This window comes from Enterobacter sp. R-1.6.2 (genome assembly GCF_035064085.1).
In the GTDB taxonomy this organism is placed as follows: Bacteria; Pseudomonadota; Gammaproteobacteria; order Enterobacterales; family Enterobacteriaceae; genus Enterobacter; species Enterobacter asburiae_B.
Genome location: NZ_JASEYI010000012.1, coordinates 48,975 through 70,909, shown reverse-complemented (window position 1 = coordinate 70,909; position 21,935 = coordinate 48,975). Strand labels below are relative to the sequence as shown.

At 55.3% G+C, this 21,935-nt stretch carries 21 protein-coding genes; 11 read left to right on the top strand and 10 right to left on the bottom strand.

Annotation, left to right across the window (positions count from 1 at the left end; translation table 11 throughout):
• The 3 genes from xylH to xylF form a co-directional block, all read right to left on the bottom strand.
• Complete coding sequence (gene xylH / locus QMN93_RS14385; RefSeq protein WP_033147011.1) at positions 1-1,182, bottom strand: xylose ABC transporter permease XylH; 1,182 nt, start codon at positions 1,180-1,182, stop codon at positions 1-3.
• Positions 1,160-2,701 carry a xylose ABC transporter ATP-binding protein gene (locus QMN93_RS14380; protein ID WP_182382817.1) on the bottom strand — a complete coding sequence of 514 codons (1,542 nt, stop codon included), beginning with the start codon at positions 2,699-2,701 and terminating at the stop codon, positions 1,160-1,162. Before QMN93_RS14380 ends, xylH begins: the two co-directional genes overlap by 23 nt.
• Positions 2,702-2,773: 72 nt before the next feature.
• Positions 2,774-3,766, bottom strand: a complete 993-nt coding sequence (gene xylF / locus QMN93_RS14375; RefSeq protein ID WP_032650791.1) for a D-xylose ABC transporter substrate-binding protein — start codon at positions 3,764-3,766, stop codon at positions 2,774-2,776.
• Between the two features lie 371 nt (positions 3,767-4,137).
• On the opposite strand from xylF, the gene xylA reads away from it, so the two are divergent.
• The 4 genes from xylA to QMN93_RS14355 all read left to right on the top strand — a co-directional run bounded on the left by xylA (position 4,138) and on the right by QMN93_RS14355 (position 8,550).
• On the top strand, positions 4,138-5,460 hold the full coding sequence (gene xylA / locus QMN93_RS14370; protein WP_109845864.1) for a xylose isomerase: 1,323 nt from the start codon (positions 4,138-4,140) through the stop codon (positions 5,458-5,460).
• A gap of 72 nt (positions 5,461-5,532) precedes the next feature.
• A complete protein-coding gene (xylB, locus tag QMN93_RS14365) occupies positions 5,533-6,987 on the top strand; it encodes a xylulokinase (protein ID WP_193138769.1) in 1,455 nt (484 codons plus the stop codon).
• A gap of 103 nt (positions 6,988-7,090) precedes the next feature.
• Complete coding sequence (locus QMN93_RS14360) at positions 7,091-7,630, top strand: isochorismatase family protein (protein WP_094935101.1); 540 nt, start codon at positions 7,091-7,093, stop codon at positions 7,628-7,630.
• Complete coding sequence (locus QMN93_RS14355) at positions 7,630-8,550, top strand: GlxA family transcriptional regulator (RefSeq protein WP_182382815.1); 921 nt, start codon at positions 7,630-7,632, stop codon at positions 8,548-8,550. The genes QMN93_RS14360 and QMN93_RS14355 overlap by 1 nt, the downstream gene beginning before the upstream one ends.
• Here QMN93_RS14355 and QMN93_RS14350 read toward each other — a convergent pair.
• Positions 8,543-9,538 (bottom strand): acyltransferase, encoded by a 996-nt coding sequence (locus QMN93_RS14350; RefSeq protein WP_182382814.1) that lies wholly within the window; start codon positions 9,536-9,538, stop codon positions 8,543-8,545. The two genes, QMN93_RS14355 and QMN93_RS14350, sit on opposite strands and share 8 nt — an antisense overlap.
• A 183-nt stretch (positions 9,539-9,721) precedes the next feature.
• Between QMN93_RS14350 and QMN93_RS14345 the strand changes: the two genes are divergently transcribed.
• From QMN93_RS14345 to glyS, 3 genes are all read left to right on the top strand, one after another.
• Positions 9,722-10,027, top strand: a complete 306-nt coding sequence (locus QMN93_RS14345) for a YsaB family lipoprotein (protein ID WP_033147005.1) — start codon at positions 9,722-9,724, stop codon at positions 10,025-10,027.
• A 161-nt stretch (positions 10,028-10,188) separates the two neighbouring features.
• Positions 10,189-11,100, top strand: a complete 912-nt coding sequence (glyQ, locus tag QMN93_RS14340) for a glycine--tRNA ligase subunit alpha (protein WP_003860141.1) — start codon at positions 10,189-10,191, stop codon at positions 11,098-11,100.
• A gap of 9 nt (positions 11,101-11,109) precedes the next feature.
• Positions 11,110-13,179 (top strand): glycine--tRNA ligase subunit beta, encoded by a 2,070-nt coding sequence (gene glyS, locus QMN93_RS14335; protein WP_039261172.1) that lies wholly within the window; start codon positions 11,110-11,112, stop codon positions 13,177-13,179.
• A gap of 72 nt (positions 13,180-13,251) precedes the next feature.
• On the opposite strand, the gene QMN93_RS14330 is transcribed toward glyS, so the two are convergent.
• Together QMN93_RS14330 and QMN93_RS14325 are read right to left on the bottom strand one after the other, a co-directional pair.
• Positions 13,252-13,716 (bottom strand): hypothetical protein, encoded by a 465-nt coding sequence (locus tag QMN93_RS14330; protein WP_182382812.1) that lies wholly within the window; start codon positions 13,714-13,716, stop codon positions 13,252-13,254.
• The gene (locus tag QMN93_RS14325; protein WP_182382811.1) at positions 13,694-14,092 is read right to left on the bottom strand and encodes a polymorphic toxin type 44 domain-containing protein; all 399 of its coding nucleotides are present in this window, start codon (positions 14,090-14,092) and stop codon (positions 13,694-13,696) included. Before QMN93_RS14325 ends, QMN93_RS14330 begins: the two co-directional genes overlap by 23 nt.
• Before the next feature lie 209 nt (positions 14,093-14,301).
• Between QMN93_RS14325 and QMN93_RS14320 the strand changes: the two genes are divergently transcribed.
• Complete coding sequence (locus QMN93_RS14320) at positions 14,302-14,793, top strand: Hcp family type VI secretion system effector (protein ID WP_182382810.1); 492 nt, start codon at positions 14,302-14,304, stop codon at positions 14,791-14,793.
• A gap of 243 nt (positions 14,794-15,036) precedes the next feature.
• Positions 15,037-16,656 carry an ABC-F family ATP-binding cassette domain-containing protein gene (locus QMN93_RS14315; RefSeq protein WP_182382809.1) on the top strand — a complete coding sequence of 540 codons (1,620 nt, stop codon included), beginning with the start codon at positions 15,037-15,039 and terminating at the stop codon, positions 16,654-16,656.
• A 39-nt stretch (positions 16,657-16,695) separates the two neighbouring features.
• Here the strand turns inward: QMN93_RS14315 and QMN93_RS14310 are convergent, their stop codons facing one another.
• Positions 16,696-16,983, bottom strand: coding sequence for an HTH-type transcriptional regulator (locus QMN93_RS14310; protein ID WP_029740975.1), 288 nt, complete (start codon positions 16,981-16,983; stop codon positions 16,696-16,698).
• Positions 16,984-17,314: 331 nt separating this feature from the next.
• Between QMN93_RS14310 and QMN93_RS14305 the strand changes: the two genes are divergently transcribed.
• Positions 17,315-18,025, top strand: a complete 711-nt coding sequence (locus QMN93_RS14305) for a DUF3053 domain-containing protein (protein ID WP_023309949.1) — start codon at positions 17,315-17,317, stop codon at positions 18,023-18,025.
• 247 nt (positions 18,026-18,272) lie between these two features.
• On the top strand, positions 18,273-18,485 hold the full coding sequence (cspA, locus tag QMN93_RS14300) for an RNA chaperone/antiterminator CspA (protein WP_003860775.1): 213 nt from the start codon (positions 18,273-18,275) through the stop codon (positions 18,483-18,485).
• Between the two features lie 58 nt (positions 18,486-18,543).
• Here cspA and ghrB read toward each other — a convergent pair whose 3' ends face one another.
• The 3 genes from ghrB to QMN93_RS14285 all read right to left on the bottom strand — a co-directional run bounded on the left by ghrB (position 18,544) and on the right by QMN93_RS14285 (position 21,933).
• On the bottom strand, positions 18,544-19,518 hold the full coding sequence (ghrB, locus tag QMN93_RS14295) for a glyoxylate/hydroxypyruvate reductase GhrB (RefSeq protein WP_182382808.1): 975 nt from the start codon (positions 19,516-19,518) through the stop codon (positions 18,544-18,546).
• A 26-nt stretch (positions 19,519-19,544) separates the two neighbouring features.
• Positions 19,545-20,825 (bottom strand): MFS transporter, encoded by a 1,281-nt coding sequence (locus QMN93_RS14290; RefSeq protein WP_023309951.1) that lies wholly within the window; start codon positions 20,823-20,825, stop codon positions 19,545-19,547.
• 169 nt (positions 20,826-20,994) lie between these two features.
• A complete protein-coding gene (locus QMN93_RS14285) occupies positions 20,995-21,933 on the bottom strand; it encodes a sugar kinase (RefSeq protein ID WP_193138770.1) in 939 nt (312 codons plus the stop codon).
• Between the last annotated feature and the right edge of the window lie 2 nt (positions 21,934-21,935).

The following is a 21,935-nucleotide window of genomic DNA, read 5'->3' as shown; positions in this document are numbered from 1 at the left end:
TCAGGCCCGTCGCTTGGTGGCCGAATCCATCCAGACTGCCAGTAAAAGAATGGCCCCCTTGACGATATACTGCCAAAACGTCGGGACGTCCATCATACTCATCCCGTTATCCAACGACGCCATGATAAATGCCCCCATGACCGCGCCTGCCACGCTCCCGATACCCCCTGCGAGGCTGGTGCCGCCAATGACGCAGGCGGCGATAGCATCCAGCTCGGCGATGTTACCGGCGGAGGGCGAGCCGGCGCCCAGACGCGAGCTGAGGATCAGCCCGGCGATAGCGACCATCAGGCCGTTAATGGCGAAAACTGCCAGCTTGGTACGTTCGACATTGATACCTGAGAGGCGGGCAGCTTCAAGGTTGCCGCCTATGGCATAAATACGGCGGCCAAACGCGGTGCGCGTCGCCATAAACATACCGGCCAGCAGTAAAAGCGCCAGCAGCAGGACGGGGGTCGGAACGCCGCGATAGTCGTTTAAAAGCCAGATGGCGCCCAGCACAATGACCGCCGTGAGCGCCTGACGCCCCACTACCGACGTTGACGCTGGAGAAGCCAGCCCCAGCGCCTGACGGCGCATGCGTCCACGCCACTGCCACGCGACAAACCCCAGCAACCCCACCACACCGAGGGTAAAGCCCACGGTATCCGAGAGGTAACTCTGGCCAATCTGCGACATGGCTGCACTGGTCGGGGAGACGGTGGTGCCGTTAGTGATGCCGATTAAGATCCCGCGAAAGGCCAGCATCCCCGCCAGGGTGACAATGAACGATGGCACCTTACGGTAGGCAACCCACCAGCCGTTCCAGGCTCCCAGTACCAGACCCAGCACCAGCGTGACCGCCACGGTCAGCGGCAGTGGCCAGCCGAGCCAGACGTCAAAAATCGCCGCCACGCCGCCGAGTAGGCCCATCATCGACCCGACCGACAGGTCGATCTCCGCGGAGATAATCACGAACACCATGCCCACGGCCAGAATGCCGGTGATGGCGGTCTGGCGGAGCAGGTTAGAGACGTTACGTGCGCTTAAGTACGAGCCATCGGTCATCCAGGTAAAGAACAGCATGATGACGATAATGGCCGCGATCATCACGAAAACCTGCAGGTTAAGCGCTTTTAGCCCCGCGAACGCACCGGGCGTCGGAACAGCGACTTTGATATCAGACGGATTGCTTTTCGACATGACGTTCGCTCCTTAAAGCGGCTTCCATCACCTGCTCCTGCGTCAGGTTCTGGTTAATCAGGTTGGCTTTCAGTTTTCCCTCATGCATGACCAGCACGCGGTCGCTCAGTCCGAGCACTTCGGGTAATTCAGACGAAATGACAATGACGGCAATCCCTTGCTGTACAAGCTGATTAATCAGTTTGTAGATTTCATATTTGGCACCGATATCAATCCCGCGCGTTGGCTCATCAAGAATTAATATGCGTGGATTGAGAAGCAGGCAGCGCGCCAGAATCGCCTTCTGCTGGTTTCCCCCGCTCAGACGGCCAATAGCCAGTTCCGGCGAGGAGGTTTTGACCTTCAGCCGGGCAAGCGACTGGAGGATGCACTGCTGCTCGGCGGCGTCGTCCAGGCTGCTCAGCGCGCCGGAGAACCGATCGAGTGCCGCAAGCGTAATGTTTTTACCCACCGCCATCACCGGTACGATGCCGTCTTTCTTACGATCTTCCGGCACCATGGCAATACCGTGGGCAATCGCCTGCTGGCAGTTGTCGATTTTCACCGGCTGGCCGTCGATATAAACCGTGCCCTCCCAGCGCCCCGGCCACACGCCAAACAGGCACTGTACGGCTTCGGTGCGTCCGGCACCGACGAGGCCGGCAATCCCAAGAATTTCACCGCTGTGAAGGGAAAACGAGACGTTATTGACGCGCTTGATGTGGCGGTTAACGGGGTGCCACGCGGTCAGGTTTTCCACGCGCAGCACTTCATCGCCCTTAGCGTGAGGCTCATTCGGGTAGAGCGCCGTCAGCTCGCGGCCCACCATCATGGTGATGATGTCATCTTCGCTCATCCCGGTGGCTTCACGTGTGCCGATGTGCTGCCCGTCGCGGATCACGCAGATGGTGTCCGAAATGGCTTTGACCTCGTTCAGCTTGTGCGAAATGTAGATACAGGCGATGCCGTGGTTTTGCAGATCGCGGATGATGTTGAGCAGAACCGCGGTTTCCTGTTCGGTAAGCGAGGCCGTTGGCTCATCAAGGATCAGCAGCCTGACCTGTTTATTTAGCGCCTTCGCTATTTCGACCAGCTGCTGTTGACCCAGGCCCAGATCCCCCACGCGGGTATCCGGTGAAATGTTGAGGCTCACCTGCGCCAGCAGCTTTTCGCAGCGGAGCGTCATGGTGTCGTAATCCAGCATGCCGCGGTGGGAAATTTCGGCCCCGAGGAAGATGTTCTCCAGCACGGTGAGATGCTTCACCAGCGCCAGCTCCTGGTGGATGATGGCGATGCCTTTGCGTTCGGTATCGCGGATGTGTGTCGCCTGAATCACTTCACCGGCAAAGACGATTTCGCCTTCGTAGCTGCCGTGTGGGTAGATCCCGCACAGCACTTTCATCAGCGTCGACTTGCCCGAGCCGTTCTCGCCGCACAGTGAAACCACTTCGCCGGGGTTCAACCGGAGGCTAACGTTGTCGACGGCTTTCACCGTGCCGAAGCGCTTGGTGATGCTTTTCATTTCAAGTAAATAGGGCATAACCGCTCCACATAACCCGAGGGAAGAACAGTACAACGTGATGCGCCCCCGCAGAGCAGGGGCCGCGCCGGATTACAGTTCGCTCTTCTTGTGGAAACCGTCTTTAACCACGGTGGCGTCAATGTTCTCTTTATTGACTTCAATCGGCGTGAGCAGGCGAGCCGGAACGTCTTTCAGGCCGTTATTCAGCGTTGCGTCTGCTTTAGGTTGTTTGCCATTGCCCAGCTCCACGGCGATTTCCGCCGCCGTATTGGCCAGCTGGGTAATCGGTTTGTAGACCGTCATGGTTTGGGTGCCTGCGATAATGCGTTTTACGCCAGCCAGATCGGCATCCTGTCCTGAAATGGCGACTTTTCCGGCCAGCCCCTGTGCGCTCAGGGCCTGGATAGCGCCGCCTGCAGTGGCATCGTTGGAGGCCACAACCGCATCAATTTTGTTGTTGTTGGCCGTCAGCGCGTTTTCCATAATTTTCAGCGCGTTTTCTGGCAGCCAGCCGTCGGCCCACTGATCGCCAACCACTTTAATTTTCCCGTTGTCGATGTACGGCTTAAGGACTTTCATTTGCCCTTCGCGGAACAGTTTGGCGTTGTTATCTACCGGAGAGCCGCCCATCAGGAAATAATTGCCCTGAGGCACTTTGTCGATCAGGCTTTGCGCCTGTAATTCCCCGACTTTTTCATTGTCGAACGAAATATAATAATCAATATCCGCATTATTAATCATGCGGTCATAGGCCAGGACTTTTATGCCTTCCTGTTTGGCTTCTTTCACCACGTTACTTAATACCTGGCCGTTATAGGGGATAATGACCAGAACATCGACGCCACGGTTGATCATATTCTCGATCTGCGACATTTGTGTTTCTTCGTTGCCGTTAGCCGACTGAACAAACACGCTAGCGCCGAGGGATTCTGCTTTCTTCACAAAAATATCGCGATCTTTTTGCCAGCGCTCCAGGCGCAGGTCGTCAATCGCCATACCAATTTTGACCTCTTTGGCATGTCCTGCAAAGCTTGCAAGGAGAAGCGTAGTGCAGAGCGTTAGAGTCAGGTTCTTTATCTTCATAATTATTAGGCCTTTTTGTAGGGGTATGTGTTGCTGAGATAAAAGAAACATTCACTACTGAGACGCAGCAAATTTTTAACGCGGAAAGGCGGGCTGGCAATTACAGATTTTTATCTTCTCATTATGATATTTGGTTTATTTCTGAATTTATGACCGCGATCGGATTTTAAAATACGTAACGTCTTAATTACATTTGATTCTGGAATACGCGCCGAAAAATAGTTTGTCTGCGCATTATTTTGCGAGCCAGCGCACAGTTGTGCATTCTCTCAATAGCAGTGTGAAATAACGTAATTGAGCAACCCAAAATGTCTATTCACTATTACTCCTGTATCAACGACTCGCCGCATACCCTGATTATGGAGCTCAATATGCAAGCTTATTTCGACCAACTCGATCGTGTTCGTTACGAAGGCCCAAAAACGACCAATCCTCTAGCATTTCGTCACTACAACCCGGATGAGCTGGTGCTGGGTAAGCGCATGGAAGATCATCTGCGCTTTGCCGCCTGTTACTGGCATACCTTCTGCTGGAACGGCGCCGATATGTTCGGCGTGGGTTCCTTTGACCGCCCGTGGCAGCAGCCGGGTGAGGCCATTGAGCTGGCAAAGCGCAAAGCCGATGTCGCATTTGAGTTCTTCCACAAGCTGAACGTACCGTACTACTGCTTCCATGACGTGGACGTGTCGCCGGAAGGCGCGTCGCTGAAAGAGTATCTGAACAATTTTGCGCAGATGGTGGATGTACTGGCGGCGAAACAGCAGCAAAGCGGCGTGAAGCTGCTCTGGGGCACGGCAAACTGCTTCACCAACCCACGCTACGGCGCGGGCGCGGCAACCAATCCGGATCCGGAAGTGTTTAGCTGGGCAGCCACGCAGGTGGTGACGGCAATGAACGCTACGCATCAGCTGGGTGGCGAGAACTATGTCCTGTGGGGTGGCCGTGAAGGTTATGAAACGCTGCTGAACACCGACCTGCGTCAGGAGCGCGAGCAGATTGGCCGCTTTATGCAGATGGTTGTCGACCATAAGCACAAAATCGGCTTCCGCGGCACGCTGCTGATTGAGCCGAAACCGCAGGAACCGACCAAGCATCAGTATGACTACGACGTGGCGACGGTGTATGGCTTCCTGAAGCAGTTCGGTCTGGAAAAAGAGATCAAAGTGAACATTGAAGCCAACCACGCCACGCTGGCGGGCCATTCTTTCCATCACGAGATCGCGTCTGCGATTGCGCTGGGCATTTTCGGCTCTGTCGATGCGAACCGTGGCGATGCACAGCTGGGCTGGGACACCGATCAATTCCCGAACAGCGTGGAAGAGAATGCGCTGGTGATGTACGAAATCGTCAAAGCGGGCGGTTTCACCACCGGCGGCCTGAACTTTGACGCCAAGGTGCGTCGTCAGAGCACCGACAAATACGATCTGTTCTACGGCCACATTGGCGCGATGGACACCATGGCGCTGGCGCTGAAAGTGGCGGCTCGTATGATTGAAGACGGCGAGCTGGATAAACGCGTAGCGAAGCGTTACAGCGGCTGGAACAGTGAGCTGGGCCAGCAAATTTTGAAAGGGCAGTTATCACTTGCGGAAATCGCGAAGTACGCTGAACAACATCAGCTGGCGCCGCAGCACCAGAGCGGGCATCAGGAACTGCTGGAAAATCTCGTAAACCACTATCTGTTTGATAAGTGATTGAGCTGAAGATGCACGTAGGCCCGGTAAGCGTTAGCGCCACCGGGCATTTCTGTTAAAGGAGTCACCGTAATGTATATCGGGATCGATCTTGGCACATCGGGTGTGAAAGCCATCCTGTTGAGCGAGCAGGGCGACGTGTTAGCAACGCAGACGGAAACGCTGCAGGTTTCACGTCCGCATCCGCTGTGGTCGGAACAGGATCCGGAACAGTGGTGGCAGGCGACGGACCGCGCAATCAAAGCCTTAGGTGAGCAGCACAGCCTTCGTGACGTGAAAGCGCTGGGAATTGCCGGACAAATGCACGGCGCTACGCTGCTCGACAGCCAGCATCGCGTGCTGCGTCCAGCGATCCTCTGGAACGATGGCCGCTGTGCGGAAGAGTGCGCGCTTCTTGGGGAACGCGTGCCCAATTCCCGGGAGATTACCGGCAACCTGATGATGCCCGGCTTTACTGCGCCCAAATTGCTGTGGGTGCAGCGCCACGAACCGGAGATTTTCCGTCAGGTGGCGAAAGTCCTGCTGCCGAAAGACTATCTGCGTTTTCGCATAACGGGCGATTTCGCCAGCGACATGTCGGATGCCGCGGGCACCATGTGGCTCGACGTGGCGAAGCGCGACTGGAGCGAGGCGATGCTGGATGCCTGCCATCTGACCCGGGAACATATGCCCGCGCTGTACGAAGGCTGTGAGGTGACAGGCGCGCTGCTGCCAGCCGTTGCTGAGCGCTGGAATATGCCTGCCGTACCGGTGGTGGCCGGGGGCGGCGATAACGCGGCGGGCGCTGTCGGTGTCGGCATGGTTGAGGCGGGCCAGGCAATGCTGTCGCTGGGAACGTCCGGCGTCTATTTTGCCGTCAGCGACGGGTATCGCAGTAATCCTGAAAGCGCTGTGCACAGTTTCTGTCATGCCCTTCCCGGGAAATGGCATTTGATGTCGGTGATGCTCAGCGCGGCATCCTGCCTGGACTGGGCGGCAAAACTCACCGGCATGGCCGACGTTCCGGCGCTCATTTCCACAGCCCAGCAGGCGGATGACGCTGCGGGTACCGTCTGGTTTTTACCGTATCTTTCCGGCGAGCGTACGCCGCACAACAACCCGGAAGCGAAAGGGGTGTTCTTTGGCTTAACCCATCAACATGGCCCGGCAGAACTGGCGCGTGCGGTTTTGGAAGGCGTGGGCTATGCGCTGGCCGACGGGATGGACGTGGTGCACGACTGCGGCCTGAAACCGACGAGCGTCACCCTGATTGGCGGCGGTGCGCGAAGCCCTTACTGGCGACAGATGCTGTCTGATATAAGCGGGTTGCAGCTGGATTTCCGCACCGGGGGGGACGTCGGGCCCGCGCTCGGTGCCGCGCGTCTGGCGCAGATAGCCATTCATCCGGAACAACCGCTTTCGCAACTGTTGCCGCAGCTTACGCTTGAACAGGCGCATTTGCCTGACGCGGCGCGCCATGCGCGGTACGCGGAGAGGCGCGACGTGTTCCGCAAAATCTACCAACAGCTGCTGCCGCTGATGTCGTAAATACGCTTGTCCGGGAGAGGCACGAGGATGTCCTTTTTTGGTCTGTGCGTGCCTTCATTTCCTTGCCAGTATGGTGTCACACCCACTGGCGAGGAGAACCATCATGTCACGCATTGCATTAATCAACATCGATACTCAGCAGTCATTCCATCACCGCAATTACTGGCAGGAGGACGAAATTCCTGCCTTTCAGCAGGCGATGCTGGGGCTGATTGAAGGCTGTCAGGCGCACAATATTCCGGTCGTTGATATTTTTCACGTGGATGAAGACGGTCCTTTCACCCTCGAAAGCGGCTATGTCAAACCGATGGCCTTTTTACGTCATCAGCCGGATGTGGTTTTCCAGAAACACGTCCATAATGCCTTCACGGATACCGGGCTTGACCGCTGGCTGCGCGAGCGTGATATCAACCAGCTGATTATCTGCGGCATTCGCACTGAACAATGTTGTGAAACCACCGCCCGGGTGGCATCCGATCTGGGTTATGCTGTGACCTTTGTTAGTGAGGCAACGCTGACGTTTCCCATGACGTACAAGGGGATAACCCTTAGCGCAGCGGAAATTCGCCATCGTACCGAGACGGTACTTTCCGGGCGTTTTGCCGAGATTAAAACGGTAGCGGAGACGCTGGAGTCACTGTAATGCGCATCGACGTCTGGTTCGTGATGTTGCCCGGGGTGCTGTCATTAGACATGACCGGCCCGGCAGAAACCTTTGTGCTGGCAGGCGACGCGTTTCGCCTGCATTACATTGGCCCGCAGCCGGAGGTTCCGACGTCCATTGGCCTGACGATGAGCGGCATTCAGCCGCTGCCGGAGCGTCTGCCGGAAGGCAGCCTGCTGGTGCTGCCGGGTGTGAGCGACTCCCGCAGTCAGTTCTCAACGCCACAGGCGCAGCAGATCCAGCACTGGCTGATGCGCCTGCAGCCGCAGATCCAACGCCAGGAAATCACCGTGATGTGCGTCTGTTCAGGGGCCTTACTGGCGGCGAAATCGGGCCTGTTGAACAACCGACAGTGCACGACCCATCATGACGTTATTAGCCGTTTACGCACCGCGGCCCCCACGGCGACGATTAAAGAAAACCGCATCTTTGTGCAGGATGAGAATATCTGGACCAGCGCGGGGATCACGTCAGGCATCGATCTGGCGCTGCACATGATTAACCGCCTGTGCGGCCCCGAAAAGGCGCTGACCGTGGCGCGTGAGATGGTGGTCTGGTTCCGTCGTTCCGGTGACGATCCCCAGCTCTCTCCGTGGCTACGCTACCGCAATCATCTTCACCCGGCGATTCATCGGGCGCAGGATGCGCTCACTGCCGAGCCGCAAAAAACGTGGAGCTTGCCTGACATTGCCGCACTGGCGCACGTCAGCCCGCGTCATCTCACCCGGCTTTTCCAGTCACATTTAGGGATTAGCGTTCGCGATTATCTGGAACAGCTGCGTCTGGCGGTGGCGGAGCAGTGGCTATTGCAGGGGCGCGGCGTGGAGCAGGCTTCACTGGCGGCGGGGTTTTCCTCCCCTCGCCAGTACCATCGCGCCCGGCAGCGAAGCATTAGCTGACGAAGCGGCGAACGTCTATTTTTTGCAGCAGCATCGACAGCAGCAGGCTGATCGCCAGCGTGGCGGCAAAAATCCAGACGATATCCAGCACCGGCCAGCTTTTTAGCTCAATGCCTCTCGTGCGCAGCGCGTGGATCACCAGCGCGTGAAAACCGTAAATCCCGAGAGAGTGCCGCGAGATAATACTCAGCACGGGAAGGGCGCGCGCGTTCAGGGTATTTTTGGCAAGCGTGAGCAGCGAAACGGCACAGATAAAGACCATCGGCCCGCAATAGAGATACCAGGTATCGGCAAAATTGCCGCGCCACTGCAATTCGTGCAGCGTCCCGCGTGAAATCACCACCACGCCAGCGATAAACAGCGCCCCGCAGAGCCAGTTCAACCCGCGTTTTTGCGTGTCCATCATCCCGATGGCGCGCCCCAGCATGCCGTAAAGCACGTAGTAAAAAGTATCGCCGTTGATATAGAGATTGACCGGCAGCCACTCAAATCCGTCGATTTTCTGTGAGAGCGTATTCGGGTTGGCGACAATGCCGATAACCACCATCAGGGCCAGAAGCATTTTACCGCTGACGTTTTTTACCTGGATGAGCGGGGAGACCAGATAGATAACGATAATGGCGAAGAAGAACCACAGGTGGTAGAACACCGGTTTTTGCAGCACGTATTTCAGCGATAACCCGGCGTTAATGGAGGTGAACAGCGTGATATAGAGCAGGGCAACGGCGCTGTAGAACCCCAGGCAGGCCGCGATGCGGATGAAGTGCCGCGGCTGCGCGCTACGTTCGCCAAAAAAGAGAAAGCCGGAAATCATAAAGAATAGCGGCACGCTGACGCGTGACGCAGAGTTGAGAATATTGGCGATATCCCAGTTAACGGGGCTGATGCTGTGGGCATTCGTGACGTACCAGGTCGTCGTGTGGATCATGACCACCATCAGACACGCTATTCCTCGCAGGTTATCAATCCAGTTAATTTTTGACTGCATCAGTTCCTCGTATTCCCTGTAAATTGAGTGTGACTGCCATTGTCCAAAAGTCTTCGCTTGGAAAATTCTGAGTTTTATTCAGTAGGCTTGTAGGGAGGCCGCGAGATTCGCAGAATGCCGGACCGTAATCTATAAAAGCTTTGATACTAAAAATAACAGCCACTGACCAGGGCGGTAATAAAAATGATGATGAAGCGTGTGGCGTCACTCTTTCTGCTGTTGAGCCTGGCGGGATGCAGCGCGCCGCAAGAAGCACCTGTGCAGAAAGCGCAGCAGGGTAAAATGAGCCCGGAACGTTCACTGAATATGGAAGCGCTCTGTAAAGATCGGGCCGCTCGCCGCTATAACTCTGACGTACAGAAAATTGATGTCACCGGGTTTGAGCGTTTTCAGGGAAGCTATGAGCTGCGGGGACATACGTCGCGCAAAGAGGGCTTTGTCTGCTCGTTTGATGCGGACGGTCAGTTTTTACACCTCTCCATGCGCTAGCCTGCTCGTATAATCAACAGCCAGACGCCGTCAGCGTTCTGGCCGGAAGGCTTATTTCCCCAATTTTCCCTAAACAACCCCGTTTCGTACTGTATATCTTGCAGCCAGCGGGTATACTGGTCCCTTCCATTTAAAACCACACGTATCCAGCACGAAATACTATGCAAAAGTTTGATACCAAGACCTTCCAGGGCCTGATCCTGACCTTACAGGATTACTGGGCTCGTCAGGGCTGTACCATTGTTCAACCTTTGGACATGGAAGTCGGCGCCGGCACTTCACACCCGATGACCAGCCTGCGCGCGTTGGGGCCAGAGCCAATGGCGACCGCGTATGTGCAGCCTTCCCGTCGTCCGACCGATGGTCGTTACGGTGAAAACCCGAACCGTCTGCAGCATTACTATCAGTTCCAGGTGGTGATTAAGCCATCACCAGACAACATTCAGGAACTGTACCTCGGGTCGCTGAAAGAGCTGGGTATGGATCCAACCATCCACGACATTCGTTTCGTGGAAGATAACTGGGAAAACCCAACGCTGGGTGCCTGGGGTCTGGGTTGGGAAGTGTGGCTGAACGGCATGGAAGTGACCCAGTTCACTTACTTCCAGCAGGTTGGCGGTCTGGAATGTAAGCCAATCACCGGTGAAATCACTTACGGTCTGGAACGTCTGGCGATGTACATTCAGGGCGTAGACAGCGTTTACGACCTGGTCTGGAGCGACGGCCCGCTGGGTAAAACCACCTACGGCGACGTGTTCCATCAGAACGAAGTGGAGCAATCCACCTATAACTTCGAATACGCGGATGTGGACTTCCTGTTCACCTGCTTCGAGCAGTATGAGAAAGAAGCGCAGCAGCTGCTGGCGCTGGAAACTCCGCTGCCGCTGCCTGCTTACGAGCGTATTCTGAAGGCCGCCCACAGCTTCAACCTGCTGGACGCCCGCAAAGCCATCTCCGTGACTGAACGTCAGCGCTACATTCTGCGTATTCGTACCCTGACCAAAGCCGTTGCAGAAGCTTACTATGCGTCCCGTGAAGCCCTTGGCTTCCCGATGTGCAACCGAAACAAATAAGAGGCGGCCATGTCTGAGAAAACTTTCCTGGTGGAAATCGGCACCGAAGAGCTGCCACCAAAAGCCCTGCGCAGCCTGGCTGAATCTTTCGCTGCGAACGTGACCGCCGAGCTGGATAACGCTGGCCTGGCACACGGTAAAATTGAGTGGTTTGCTGCACCGCGCCGTCTGGCGCTGAAAGTGGCAAATCTGGCGGCGTCTCAGCCGGATCGTGAAGTCGAAAAACGTGGCCCGGCGATTGCCCAAGCGTTTGACGCGGAAGGCAAGCCGAGCAAAGCGGCTGAAGGCTGGGCGCGCGGCTGCGGGATCACCGTTGATCAGGCCGAGCGTCTGACCACGGATAAAGGCGAATGGCTGCTGTATCGCGCGCACGTGAAAGGTGAAAGCGCGGAAGCGCTGCTGCCTGACATGATTGCCACGTCTCTGGCGAAGCTACCGATTCCTAAGCTGATGCGCTGGGGCGCCTCTGACGTGCACTTCGTGCGTCCGGTGCACACCGTGACCCTGCTGCTGGGCGATACCGTTATCCCGGCCACCATTCTGGGCGTGGCGTCCGATCGCGTGATCCGCGGCCACCGCTTTATGGGCGAGCCAGAGTTCACTATCGACAATGCCGACCAGTATCCGCAGATCCTGCTGGAGCGCGGTAAGGTCATTGCCGACTACGAGCAGCGTAAAGCCAAAATCAAAGCGGACGCGGAAGACGCGGCGCGCAAGATTGGCGGTAACGCAGACCTGAGCGACAGCCTGCTGGAAGAAGTCACCTCTCTGGTTGAATGGCCAGTTGTGCTGACGGCGAAGTTCGAAGAGAAATTCCTGGCCGTTCCGGCTGAAGCGCTGGTATACACCATGAAGGGTGACCAGAAGTACTTCCCGGTCTATGCCAACGACGGCAAGCTGCTGCCAAACTTCATCTTCGTGGCGAACATCGAATCGAAAGATCCGATCCAGATTATCTCCGGTAACGAGAAAGTGGTGCGTCCACGTCTGGCAGATGCGGAGTTCTTCTTCAATACCGACCGTAAAAAGCGTCTGGAAGATCATCTCCCGCGCCTGCAGACCGTGCTGTTCCAGCAGCAGCTGGGTACGCTGCGCGACAAGACCGACCGCATTGCGGAGCTGTCCGGCTGGATTGCCCGTGAAATCGGTGCAGACGTCAACCACGCGACGCGTGCAGGCCTGCTGTCCAAGTGCGACCTGATGACTAACATGGTGTTCGAATTTACCGACACCCAGGGCGTGATGGGCATGCACTACGCGCGTCACGATGGCGAAGCGGAAGACGTGGCCGTCGCCCTGAACGAGCAGTATCAGCCGCGCTTTGCGGGTGACGAACTGCCGTCCAACCCGGTTGCATGTGCCGTCGCAATTGCCGATAAGATGGACACCCTGGCGGGTATCTTTGGTATCGGTCAGCATCCGAAAGGCGACAAAGATCCGTTTGCGCTGCGTCGTGCTGCGCTGGGCGTGCTGCGTATTATCGTTGAGAAGAACCTGAACCTCGATCTGCAGACCCTGACCGAAGAAGCGGTGCGTCTGTACGGCGACAAGCTGACTAACGCGAACGTTGTGGATGATGTGATCGACTTTATGCTCGGTCGTTTCCGCGCGTGGTATCAGGACGAAGGCTACACCGTTGACACTATTCAGGCGGTGCTGGCGCGTCGTCCAACCCGTCCGGCTGATTTCGATGCGCGTATGAAGGCGGTTTCCCACTTCCGTACCCTGGAAGCGGCATCTGCCCTGGCCGCGGCCAACAAGCGCGTATCCAACATTCTGGCGAAATCCGACGAGACGCTGAACGAGCGCGTGAACGCCGCGACCCTGAAAGAGCCGGAAGAGATCGCTCTGGCGATGCAGGTTGTGGTGCTGCGCGACAAGCTCGAGCCGTACTTCGCGGAAGGTCGCTACCAGGAAGCGCTGGTGGAGCTGGCCGAGCTGCGTGACGTTATCGACGCCTTCTTCGAGAAAGTGATGGTGAACGTAGAAGATAAAGAACTGCGTATTAACCGTCTCTCCATGCTCGAGAAACTGCGCGAGCTGTTCCTGCGCGTAGCGGATATTTCGCTGCTGCAGTGATGTGCCCGCCGCCCGGCGGCGCTTCGCTTGCACGGGCCTACAGGCGAGAAAAACCCGCTTCGGCGGGTTTTTTTATCGACTAAATTTTCCTTTATCCCACCCTTCTCCCCGCGCCGTGAGATCGATCGAAGGGGCAACCGCTATCCCGTCGGTATCATAGAAAAAAGCGGTGGTCGAAAAGTCGTATACCGTTCCATAAACCGTGAATGAGACGTTATTGCCTATGCCATCGACTTTTGCGCTGGGGGTATTGGCTGTCAGCGTAGGGGCTATACCTTGTTTTTCCAGCATGATTAAGGGATTGCCGTTTAATTTACCCGCTAAGAAATAGCGGTATACGTTTCCTGTGGTCATATTGGCTCCCGCGTATTCAGTGATATATAACCATGTACGCGGTGTGAGTTGACGAGCATTGTAGAGCTTATCTCGTACCGTTATGTGTTGCTCATATTCAAAATAAAAATGACAGCCAATCATAACACCCATAATGATAGTGACGATCCAGTGTAGCGCCTTAAAAGTGATGCTGTTTAACATAGTCTATGCCTTGCTGTATCCAGAATTGATCTATCGGGTCATCGCCATAAGGGAGATGATTAGAATAAAAATGTCCCCAGCGCTTGGTATCGGATGTACCGGCTATTTCTTGAGCTACACCTCCTGCAATATGTAATATTTTTTCAGGTATGCAAGCGGCATAACCAACTGCACCATAGTGAAAATTACCAAAGTCAGCCCACAGCCTACTTTTTTGTTTGTAATCCCACGGACCTCTGTTTCGTACGCGTTGATAAAACCATAAATAGGTTAAGGGGGTTGCCATTCCCTGAACTTCTCCGCGTGCCCGAGCTAACCTGATATGTTCTTTCAATGCATCTAATCCCTGTGGAGGGTAAAGAGGAATACAAGCCATTGTAATAGCCCTTGCTTTTAATAGAGAGCAAAAAATAGGGCCGTAATTTTTTACATGTAATGTTTAAGATCAAATTTCATTACGTTATATGCAATTTTTTTAACGAATGAATTAGGCCGTTTCATCATCCTTATTAATGACACAAAATGTATTAAATGAGTTTTGTTTTTTATATGTACTGTACTCTCACATCTCAGGGAGGAACGAAAATGGCAATACCAGCTTATCTTTGGCTTAAGGATGATGGCGGCACTGATATAAAAGGATCCGTTGATGTTCAAGATCGTGAGGGCAGTATAGAGATTTTATCATTTGGTCATGGTTTACTTGTTCTTACAGATAACAATACTGGGAAGAACACTGGGACTCGTTTACATTCACCTCTCACATTTGAAAAAGAGTTTGATTCATCCAGCCCATATTTTTATAAAGCTGTTGCAACCGGTCAGACGCTTAAGAGCGCTGAGTTCAAATGGTACAAAATAAACGATGCAGGCCAGGAGGTTGAATATTTCAATATGTTTCTTGAAAATGTACGAGTTGTGAGTGTCAATCCCGTGATGCATAACTGCAAAGAACCTTCAATGCAAATTCATAATCATAATGAAGGCATACAATTACGATATGAGAAAATTACATGGAAATATTGTGATGGGAATGTTCAATTTGCGGATGCATGGAATGAACGTCAAACAGGTTAAATGAGTGTTTATTTCTTTTACTCGTAATCGGTATACAATCCTGGTCGATGCTTAACCCACATGTTTTGCATCGACCAAAATTTAACCTTGAAACCGTCAACTCATTACCGCTATCCTTATCCGCGTTAACTTTCTCGCGCTGGAGCGCCCCCCAAAAATGAACAAACACGACTGATGAATTTCGATCCTTGCTAAACGCCACCGCGTCGGCAGGGGATGTTTTGATTTCATTCAGGAGTGCTTATGGCTCATTTTGCGCAGTCCCCTTCTTTTATTTTGCATCAGGTCACCTGTCAGTTTCCGACGGGCGATACCCTTTTTGGTCCGCTGAATCTCACGCTGGAACCCGCCCTGTGCGCGCTGGTTGGCCGCAACGGCAGCGGGAAAACGCGTCTGTTGCGTCTGCTGGCGGGGTTGGACGAACCGGCTACCGGTCATATTGAACGCTTTAGCTCGCATGTCTATGTGGCGCAGCAGCACGTCATTTCTCCGCAGACGACGCTTGCTGAACTGCTCGGGTATGACGCGATTTTTTCGGCGCGTAAGCGCATCGACAGCGGCAATTACCAGCCTGACGATCTGGAGCTGCTCGACGGCCACTGGGATGTTGCCGAGCGTCTGAGCGAGGCGTTTAGCAATGCGCAGCTTCCACCGTTTGACCCGGATAAACCTGCCGGTGAACTCAGCGGTGGCGAGCGCATTCGCGCCCTGCTGTGCGGGGCGTTTACGGCTGAGGCGGATTTCATGCTGCTGGACGAGCCCACTAACCATCTGGACCGACAGGGCCGGGCGTGGTTCTACGACCAGCTCAGCCGTTTTCAGGGCGGCGTGCTGGTGGCTTCCCATGACCGTGAATTACTGGCTCAGGTACCGCGTATCCTTGAGCTGAGCGCCTCGGGTCTGCGCAGCTACGGGGGGAATTATGCGGATTATCAAACCCAGCGCGATGCCGAACAGCAGGCGGCCCGCGCGGCGCTGGAACATGCGGCAACCGAGCGCAAACGCACTCGGGCACGCATGCAAAAAGAGCATGATGACAGCCAGCGGCGTTCGGCAAAGACATTGCGCACCGTTGATACCCTGAATATCGCGTCGTTCGAGCGGGTCAAATATAAAGGCGCGGCAAAGGAGCGGATCGGCTCCTGGAAAAAACAGCACAGCGAGCAAAATGAAGCCCTCAACGCCGCGGTAAAAAAGGCGCGTGAACGCGTTGAAGAAGATAACCCGGTAATGTTCACCCTGCCGGGGAGTCAGATCCCGGACGGGAAGCAGGTACTGGTGCTGGAGGATCTGGTGCTGCCGCATGTGCCTGTTCCTCCGCTCAACTTGCGGATGGACGGACCGATGCGCGTGGCGTTAAAGGGACCGAACGGCTGCGGAAAATCGACGCTGTTAAAAACCCTCCTCGGCGAGATAGCCCCCCGTTCGGGTACCTGTAAGGTTTCCGTCAGCTGCGCTTATCTCGACCAGCATCTTTCCCGGCTCGATCTTTCGCAGTCGGTCATGACGCATCTCAACCTGAGTCATACGCCTCTGGAAGAGGGGGTATTGCGAACCCGTCTGGCGCAGCTTCAACTGGGTGCCGACAAAGTGACGCTCCCGCTTGCGGAGCTCAGCGGCGGCGAGCGTCTTAAGGCCGCTCTGGCCTGCGTGCTGTGGCGCGCGGAGGCTACGCAGCTTCTGCTGCTGGATGAACCGACCAACCATCTGGATTTGGCCTCGGTCCAGGCCATTGAAGCGGCGCTGGCCGGTTTCCCTGGGGCTTTGCTGGTGGTATCACACGATGAGGCTTTTCTAAGAGGCTTAACGTTAACGCATGAATGGGTGTGGGAAGAGGCGGGCTGGCGTTGCGAGAGCCTTTAAAACACAAGCCCCCGCAAAGGCGGGGGCATTCAATCTTCACTACGCTATCTGTTTGCTGAGTGCAGGGTTGGCCTGAATCAGGCGCATCAGCCTTAACTCGGTTGGGGTGGGTTTCTCACGTTTTGACTCCCACTCCTGCACCATAGCCACGCTGACACCCATCGCTCTGGCGAATTCTTCAGTTTTCAGTCCTGTCCCTTTGCGCAATTGCTCATATTCTGTAAAGGGATTGGATTTTTGTTGCAGGGTAATCGCCTGCGGTACGTCTTTAAAAATGATCTGTTCCAGACTGCTCAGCAGTTCAAACTCAGGATCTTTATATTCCATTGAGGACTCCTCTTAAATCTCACATCGTGATCAAGAACATCAGAGAGCCAGTTAAGAATAGTCCCTAATACGAACTCAGGATCGTCACGGGTGTGATTAATCGTGCGGTAACGATCGCTTTACCCGATTCAGCGATATGGATAGTTATGCTAATTACCTGATTAGTCATATGTCGGCTTCGGCAGGTATTTTTTTGTAAATGGTAAGAAATAAATCGGCAATAGCCGTTTTGCATGAAAAGAGTATCTTGCAAGGCTGACCTGGACTATCCTTGTCAGCGTCGGGCACGCGTGTGCCGGTGTGCGCTTTTTTGGGTGAAAGGAGTAATAAAATGGCGACAGGAAAGTCCTGCTCTCGCTGGTTTGCGCCTATTGCGGCGTTGTTGATGGTTGTTAGCCTGAGTGGGTGTTTTGATAAAGAAGGCGATCAGCGCAAAGCGTTTATCGATTTTCTGCAGAATACAGTGATGCGCAGCGGCGAGCGGTTGCCGACGCTGACTGCGGATCAGAAAAAACAGTTTGGCCCCTTCGTGTCCGATTACGCCATTCTTTATGGTTATTCACAGCAGGTGAGCCAGGCGATGGATTCCGGTATCCGTCCGGTAGTGGATAGCGTGAACGCCATTCGCGTTCCGCAGGATTATATGACGCAGCGTGAACCGCTTCGCCAGTCCAACGGTGCGCTTGGCGTACTGAGCCAGCAGTTGCAGAATGCGAAAATGCAGGCTGACGCGTCACGTTCTGCGCTGAAGCAGGGTGACGATCTCAAACCTGTCTTCGACAAAGTGTATGAGAAAGTGGTGACGAAACCGTCTGAAGCGCTGCAACCGCTGATTCCGGCCGCGCAAATCTTCACGCAGCAGCTGGTTCAGGTGGGCGACTTTATTGCCCAGCAGGATACTCAGGTGAGCTTTGTTGCCAACGGCATTCAGTTCCCGACCTCGCAGCAGGCAAGCCAGTACAATACGCTGATTGGGCCGCTGGCTTCCCAGCATCAGGCCTTTAGCCAGGCCTGGAGTGCCGCAGTCACGGCCACAGAATAAACCGAAAAAACCCCGCGCCTGGCGGGGTTTTTTTATGCTTATCGAAAATAACGCTTGTCATTCTTCTACCACATCGGTATAACTATCCCCGTCGGTTTGTTACACAGACCTAAAGCAGTTTAGTAAAGCAGTCCAGATTGTTATCCATAGATACCCTTCGTTGTGACCCTTCCTTCATCGCTTAAAAATCTGTAACGCAATCCATCAAGCCGGAAGGCTCAATATATTTGTTAATAAGGTAATTTCTATGTCTGCTAAAATGACTGGTCTGGTAAAATGGTTCAACGCTGATAAAGGTTTCGGCTTCATCACTCCTGACGATGGCTCTAAAGACGTGTTCGTACACTTCTCTGCTATCCAGAACGATGGCTACAAATCTCTGGATGAAGGTCAGAAAGTTTCCTTCACCATCGAAAGCGGCGCTAAAGGCCCAGCAGCTGGTAACGTTGTAAGCCTGTAAGCTTCCAACCCAGTAGCACAAAATTCAAAAACCCGCCTTCTGGCGGGTTTTTTCATTTCTATTGTTGCACCTGCGGGTTCACGCAGTTTATCTCCACCTTTCCGCTTAGGGCGGCGATAAGGTTATCGACCGCAGTGGCCGCCATGTTGTAGCGCGTCTCATGGGTGGCTGAGCCGATGTGGGGCAGGGCGACGACGTTTGGCATTGTCAGCAGCGGGGAGTCCACCGGCAGCGGCTCCTGTTCAAACACGTCCAGACCTGCGGCATGGATCTCACCGTTCTGCAGGGCTTCAATCAGCGCCTTCTCATCCACCACCGGGCCGCGACCCGCGTTGATGAAAATGGCGGATTTCTTCATTTTTTCAAATGCGGATTTGCCAATCAGATGACGCGTTTCGTCCGTCAGCGGCAGAACCAGACAAACAAAATCGGCTTCCTGCAGCAGAGTATCCAGCTCGCAGTAGCGGGCGTTGAAGCGTTCTTCGGCTTCACTGTGATGACGGCGCGCGTTATACAGAATCGGCATGTTAAAACCAAAATGCGCGCGCTGCGCCAGTGCCAGCCCAATGCGCCCCATGCCAACAATGCCCAGCGTTTTGCCGTTAACGTCCACGCCGAACCAGTCCGGTCCAATGCTTTTTGTCCATTCGCCCGCTTTCACGCGCTCGGCCACTTCCACCACGCGACGGGCCGTGGTGAGTACCAGCGCCATCAGCGTATCGGCCACGGTTTCCGTCAGGGCATGGGGGGTGTGCATCAGCAGGATCTTGCGGGCGTTCAGGGCATCCACATCGAAATTGTCGTAACCCACGGAAACGGTAGAGGTAGCACGAAGCTTCGGCATTTTCTCCAGCAGGGCGACATCCACTTTCTCGCTTGAACCCAGCAGGCCTTCGGCGCTGGCGAACGCTTCGGGGTGCTGCGCCACGGTTTCCGGGCTCAGGTTCTTCACCTGCGTGACGGTGAAGTGTTCTTCAAGGCGTTTCTGCAGATCTTCCGGCAGTGCTTTGTACAAAATGACGGACGGCTTCATGCTAATCTCCATTGATTTTTAAGGATTCAGGCGTGGCGTGCGCCGACAGGGTGTTGTTGATTATTAGCAGGCTTAACAATCAGAGTAAGCCACACGGAGGCGAAAAGCGCCACCCCCATAAAGATGTACGATGCGGACGGGCTGCCGGTGGCACCGTTCAGGTAGCCGACGAACCAGGAGCCGCAGAACGACCCCAGCGCACCCATACTGTTAATCAGCGCCATCGCGCCACCCGCGACGTTACGCGGCAGCATTTCCGGGATGATGGCAAAGAACGGACCGTACGGGGCATACATGGCGGCACCGGCGACCACCAGCAGGGTATAAGAGGCCCAGAAGTGATTTGCACCCACGGCCCACGAGCCGATAAAGGCAAAAGCAGCGATCAGCAGCAGCGGCCAGACAAACAATTTTCGGTTCTGCAGCTTGTCCGACGCCCAGGAGACGACGATCATGGCGATGGTCGCGGCCAGATACGGTACGGAAGAGAGCCAGCCCACTTCTACCATGCCGAGGTTTTCGCCGCCGCTGCGGATAATCGACGGCAGCCACAGCACAAAGCCGTACACGCCAATGCTCCAGGTAAAGTACTGTGCGCAGAGCAGGATCACGTTGCGCGAGCGGAAGGCTTCACCGTAGTTACGTACCGCCTTCAGGCCTTGCTGTTCTTTATCCAGCTGCGCCTGCAGCGCCGCTTTTTCGTCTTCGGAAAGCCATTTCGCCTGGGCAGGTTTATCCTTCACCAGCACCCACCAGCAGAATGCCCAGATCACTGCCGGAACCCCTTCGATGATAAACATCTCGCGCCAGCCGAAGGACTGGATCAGGTAGCCAGACACCACCGACATCCACAGTACCGTCACCGGGTTACCGAGGATCAGGAAGGTATTCGCGCGCGAGCGTTCAGATTTGGTAAACCAGTTGCTGATGTAGATCAGCATCGCCGGCATCACCGCCGCCTCAACGACGCCGAGGATAAAGCGAATGGCGGCCAGGGCAGGAATATTGTTCACCACGCCGGTCAGTGACGCGCAGGCGCCCCACAGGATCAGGCAGACGAAGATCAGCTTACGCACGCTGCGGCGTTCCGCATAAATCGCGCCGGGGATCTGGAAGAAGAAGTAGCCCAGGAAGAAAAGGGCTCCCAGCAGGGAGGAGATACCTTTGGTGATGCCAAGGTCCTCTGTGATCCCCGCCGCGGACGCGAAGCTGAAGTTGGCACGGTCAAGATACGCCAGGCTGTACGTGATAAACACGATTGGCATGATGTACCACCAGCGTTTTACTGCATTGGTCGAACTGTTCATAGGCTTGCCTCTGTTGTTGAGGTTGTTACCGCCGTTGTCTGTAGGGTACACGGTGGCTTGTTTTGCTGAGTGCGATTTATGCCCCTCACCCCGGCCCTCTCCCCAGAGGGGAGAGGGAGCAAGTCATTCCCTCGCCCCTCTGGGGAGAGGGTTAGGGTGAGGGGGATGTTTATTCGTTAAGCTCTGCTCGCGTGGGTAATCCTTCGCTGTCGCCCTGCACCTGAATGGCCAGCGAGCCAATCTTGTTGCCCCGCGCCACGGCCTGCAGCAGCGTTTTGCCTTCCAGTAGGGCGCTAATCACGCCCACGGCAAAACCGTCGCCCGCGCCGACGGTGTCGACCACGTTCTCAACCTTGACCGCCGCGACCGCGCCCTGTTCGCCGTCGGCCGTCTTAAACCATGCGCCATCGGCGCCGGTCTTCAGCACCACCGCTTTTACTCCTTTATTCAGGTAGAAATCGGCAATGCCTTCCGGTGTGCTTTCGCCGGTCAGGATCATCCCTTCTTTCAGGCCCGGCAGAACCCAGTCCGCTCTGAACGCCAGACGGTTGAGCTTCTCGACCATTTCCGCTTCGCTTTTCCACAGCACCGGGCGCAGGTTCGGATCGAAAGAGATCGTTTTTCCCTGGGCTTTCAGAGTGGCTGCCGCGTGATCCAGCAGTTCATACGAGCTGGCAGACAGCGCTGCCGCCACGCCGCTGAGGTGCAGATGGCGCGCGGAGGCGAAATAGTCGGCGTGGTAATCCGCCACTGAGAGGTGGCTTGCGGCCGATCCCTTACGGAAATACTCCACGATGGGATCGGTTCCATTTTCGACCTTTGATTTAAGCTGAAAGCCGGTAGGGAAGCGTGCATCAAGGGTGACGCCCGCGGCATCAATCCCCTCTTTTTTCAGCGAGTCGAGAACGAAATGGCCAAAGCTATCGTCCCCCACGCGGCTGACCCAGCCGACGTTCAGGCCGAGACGCGCCAGGCCGGTCGCGACGTTCAGCTCTGCGCCCGCCACGCGTTTGATAAAGTGCTCCACCGCGCTCAGCTCGCCCGTTTCGGTGGCGACAAACATCGCCATGGCCTCGCCGATCGTGATGACATCCAGCGTCTTGTGCATGG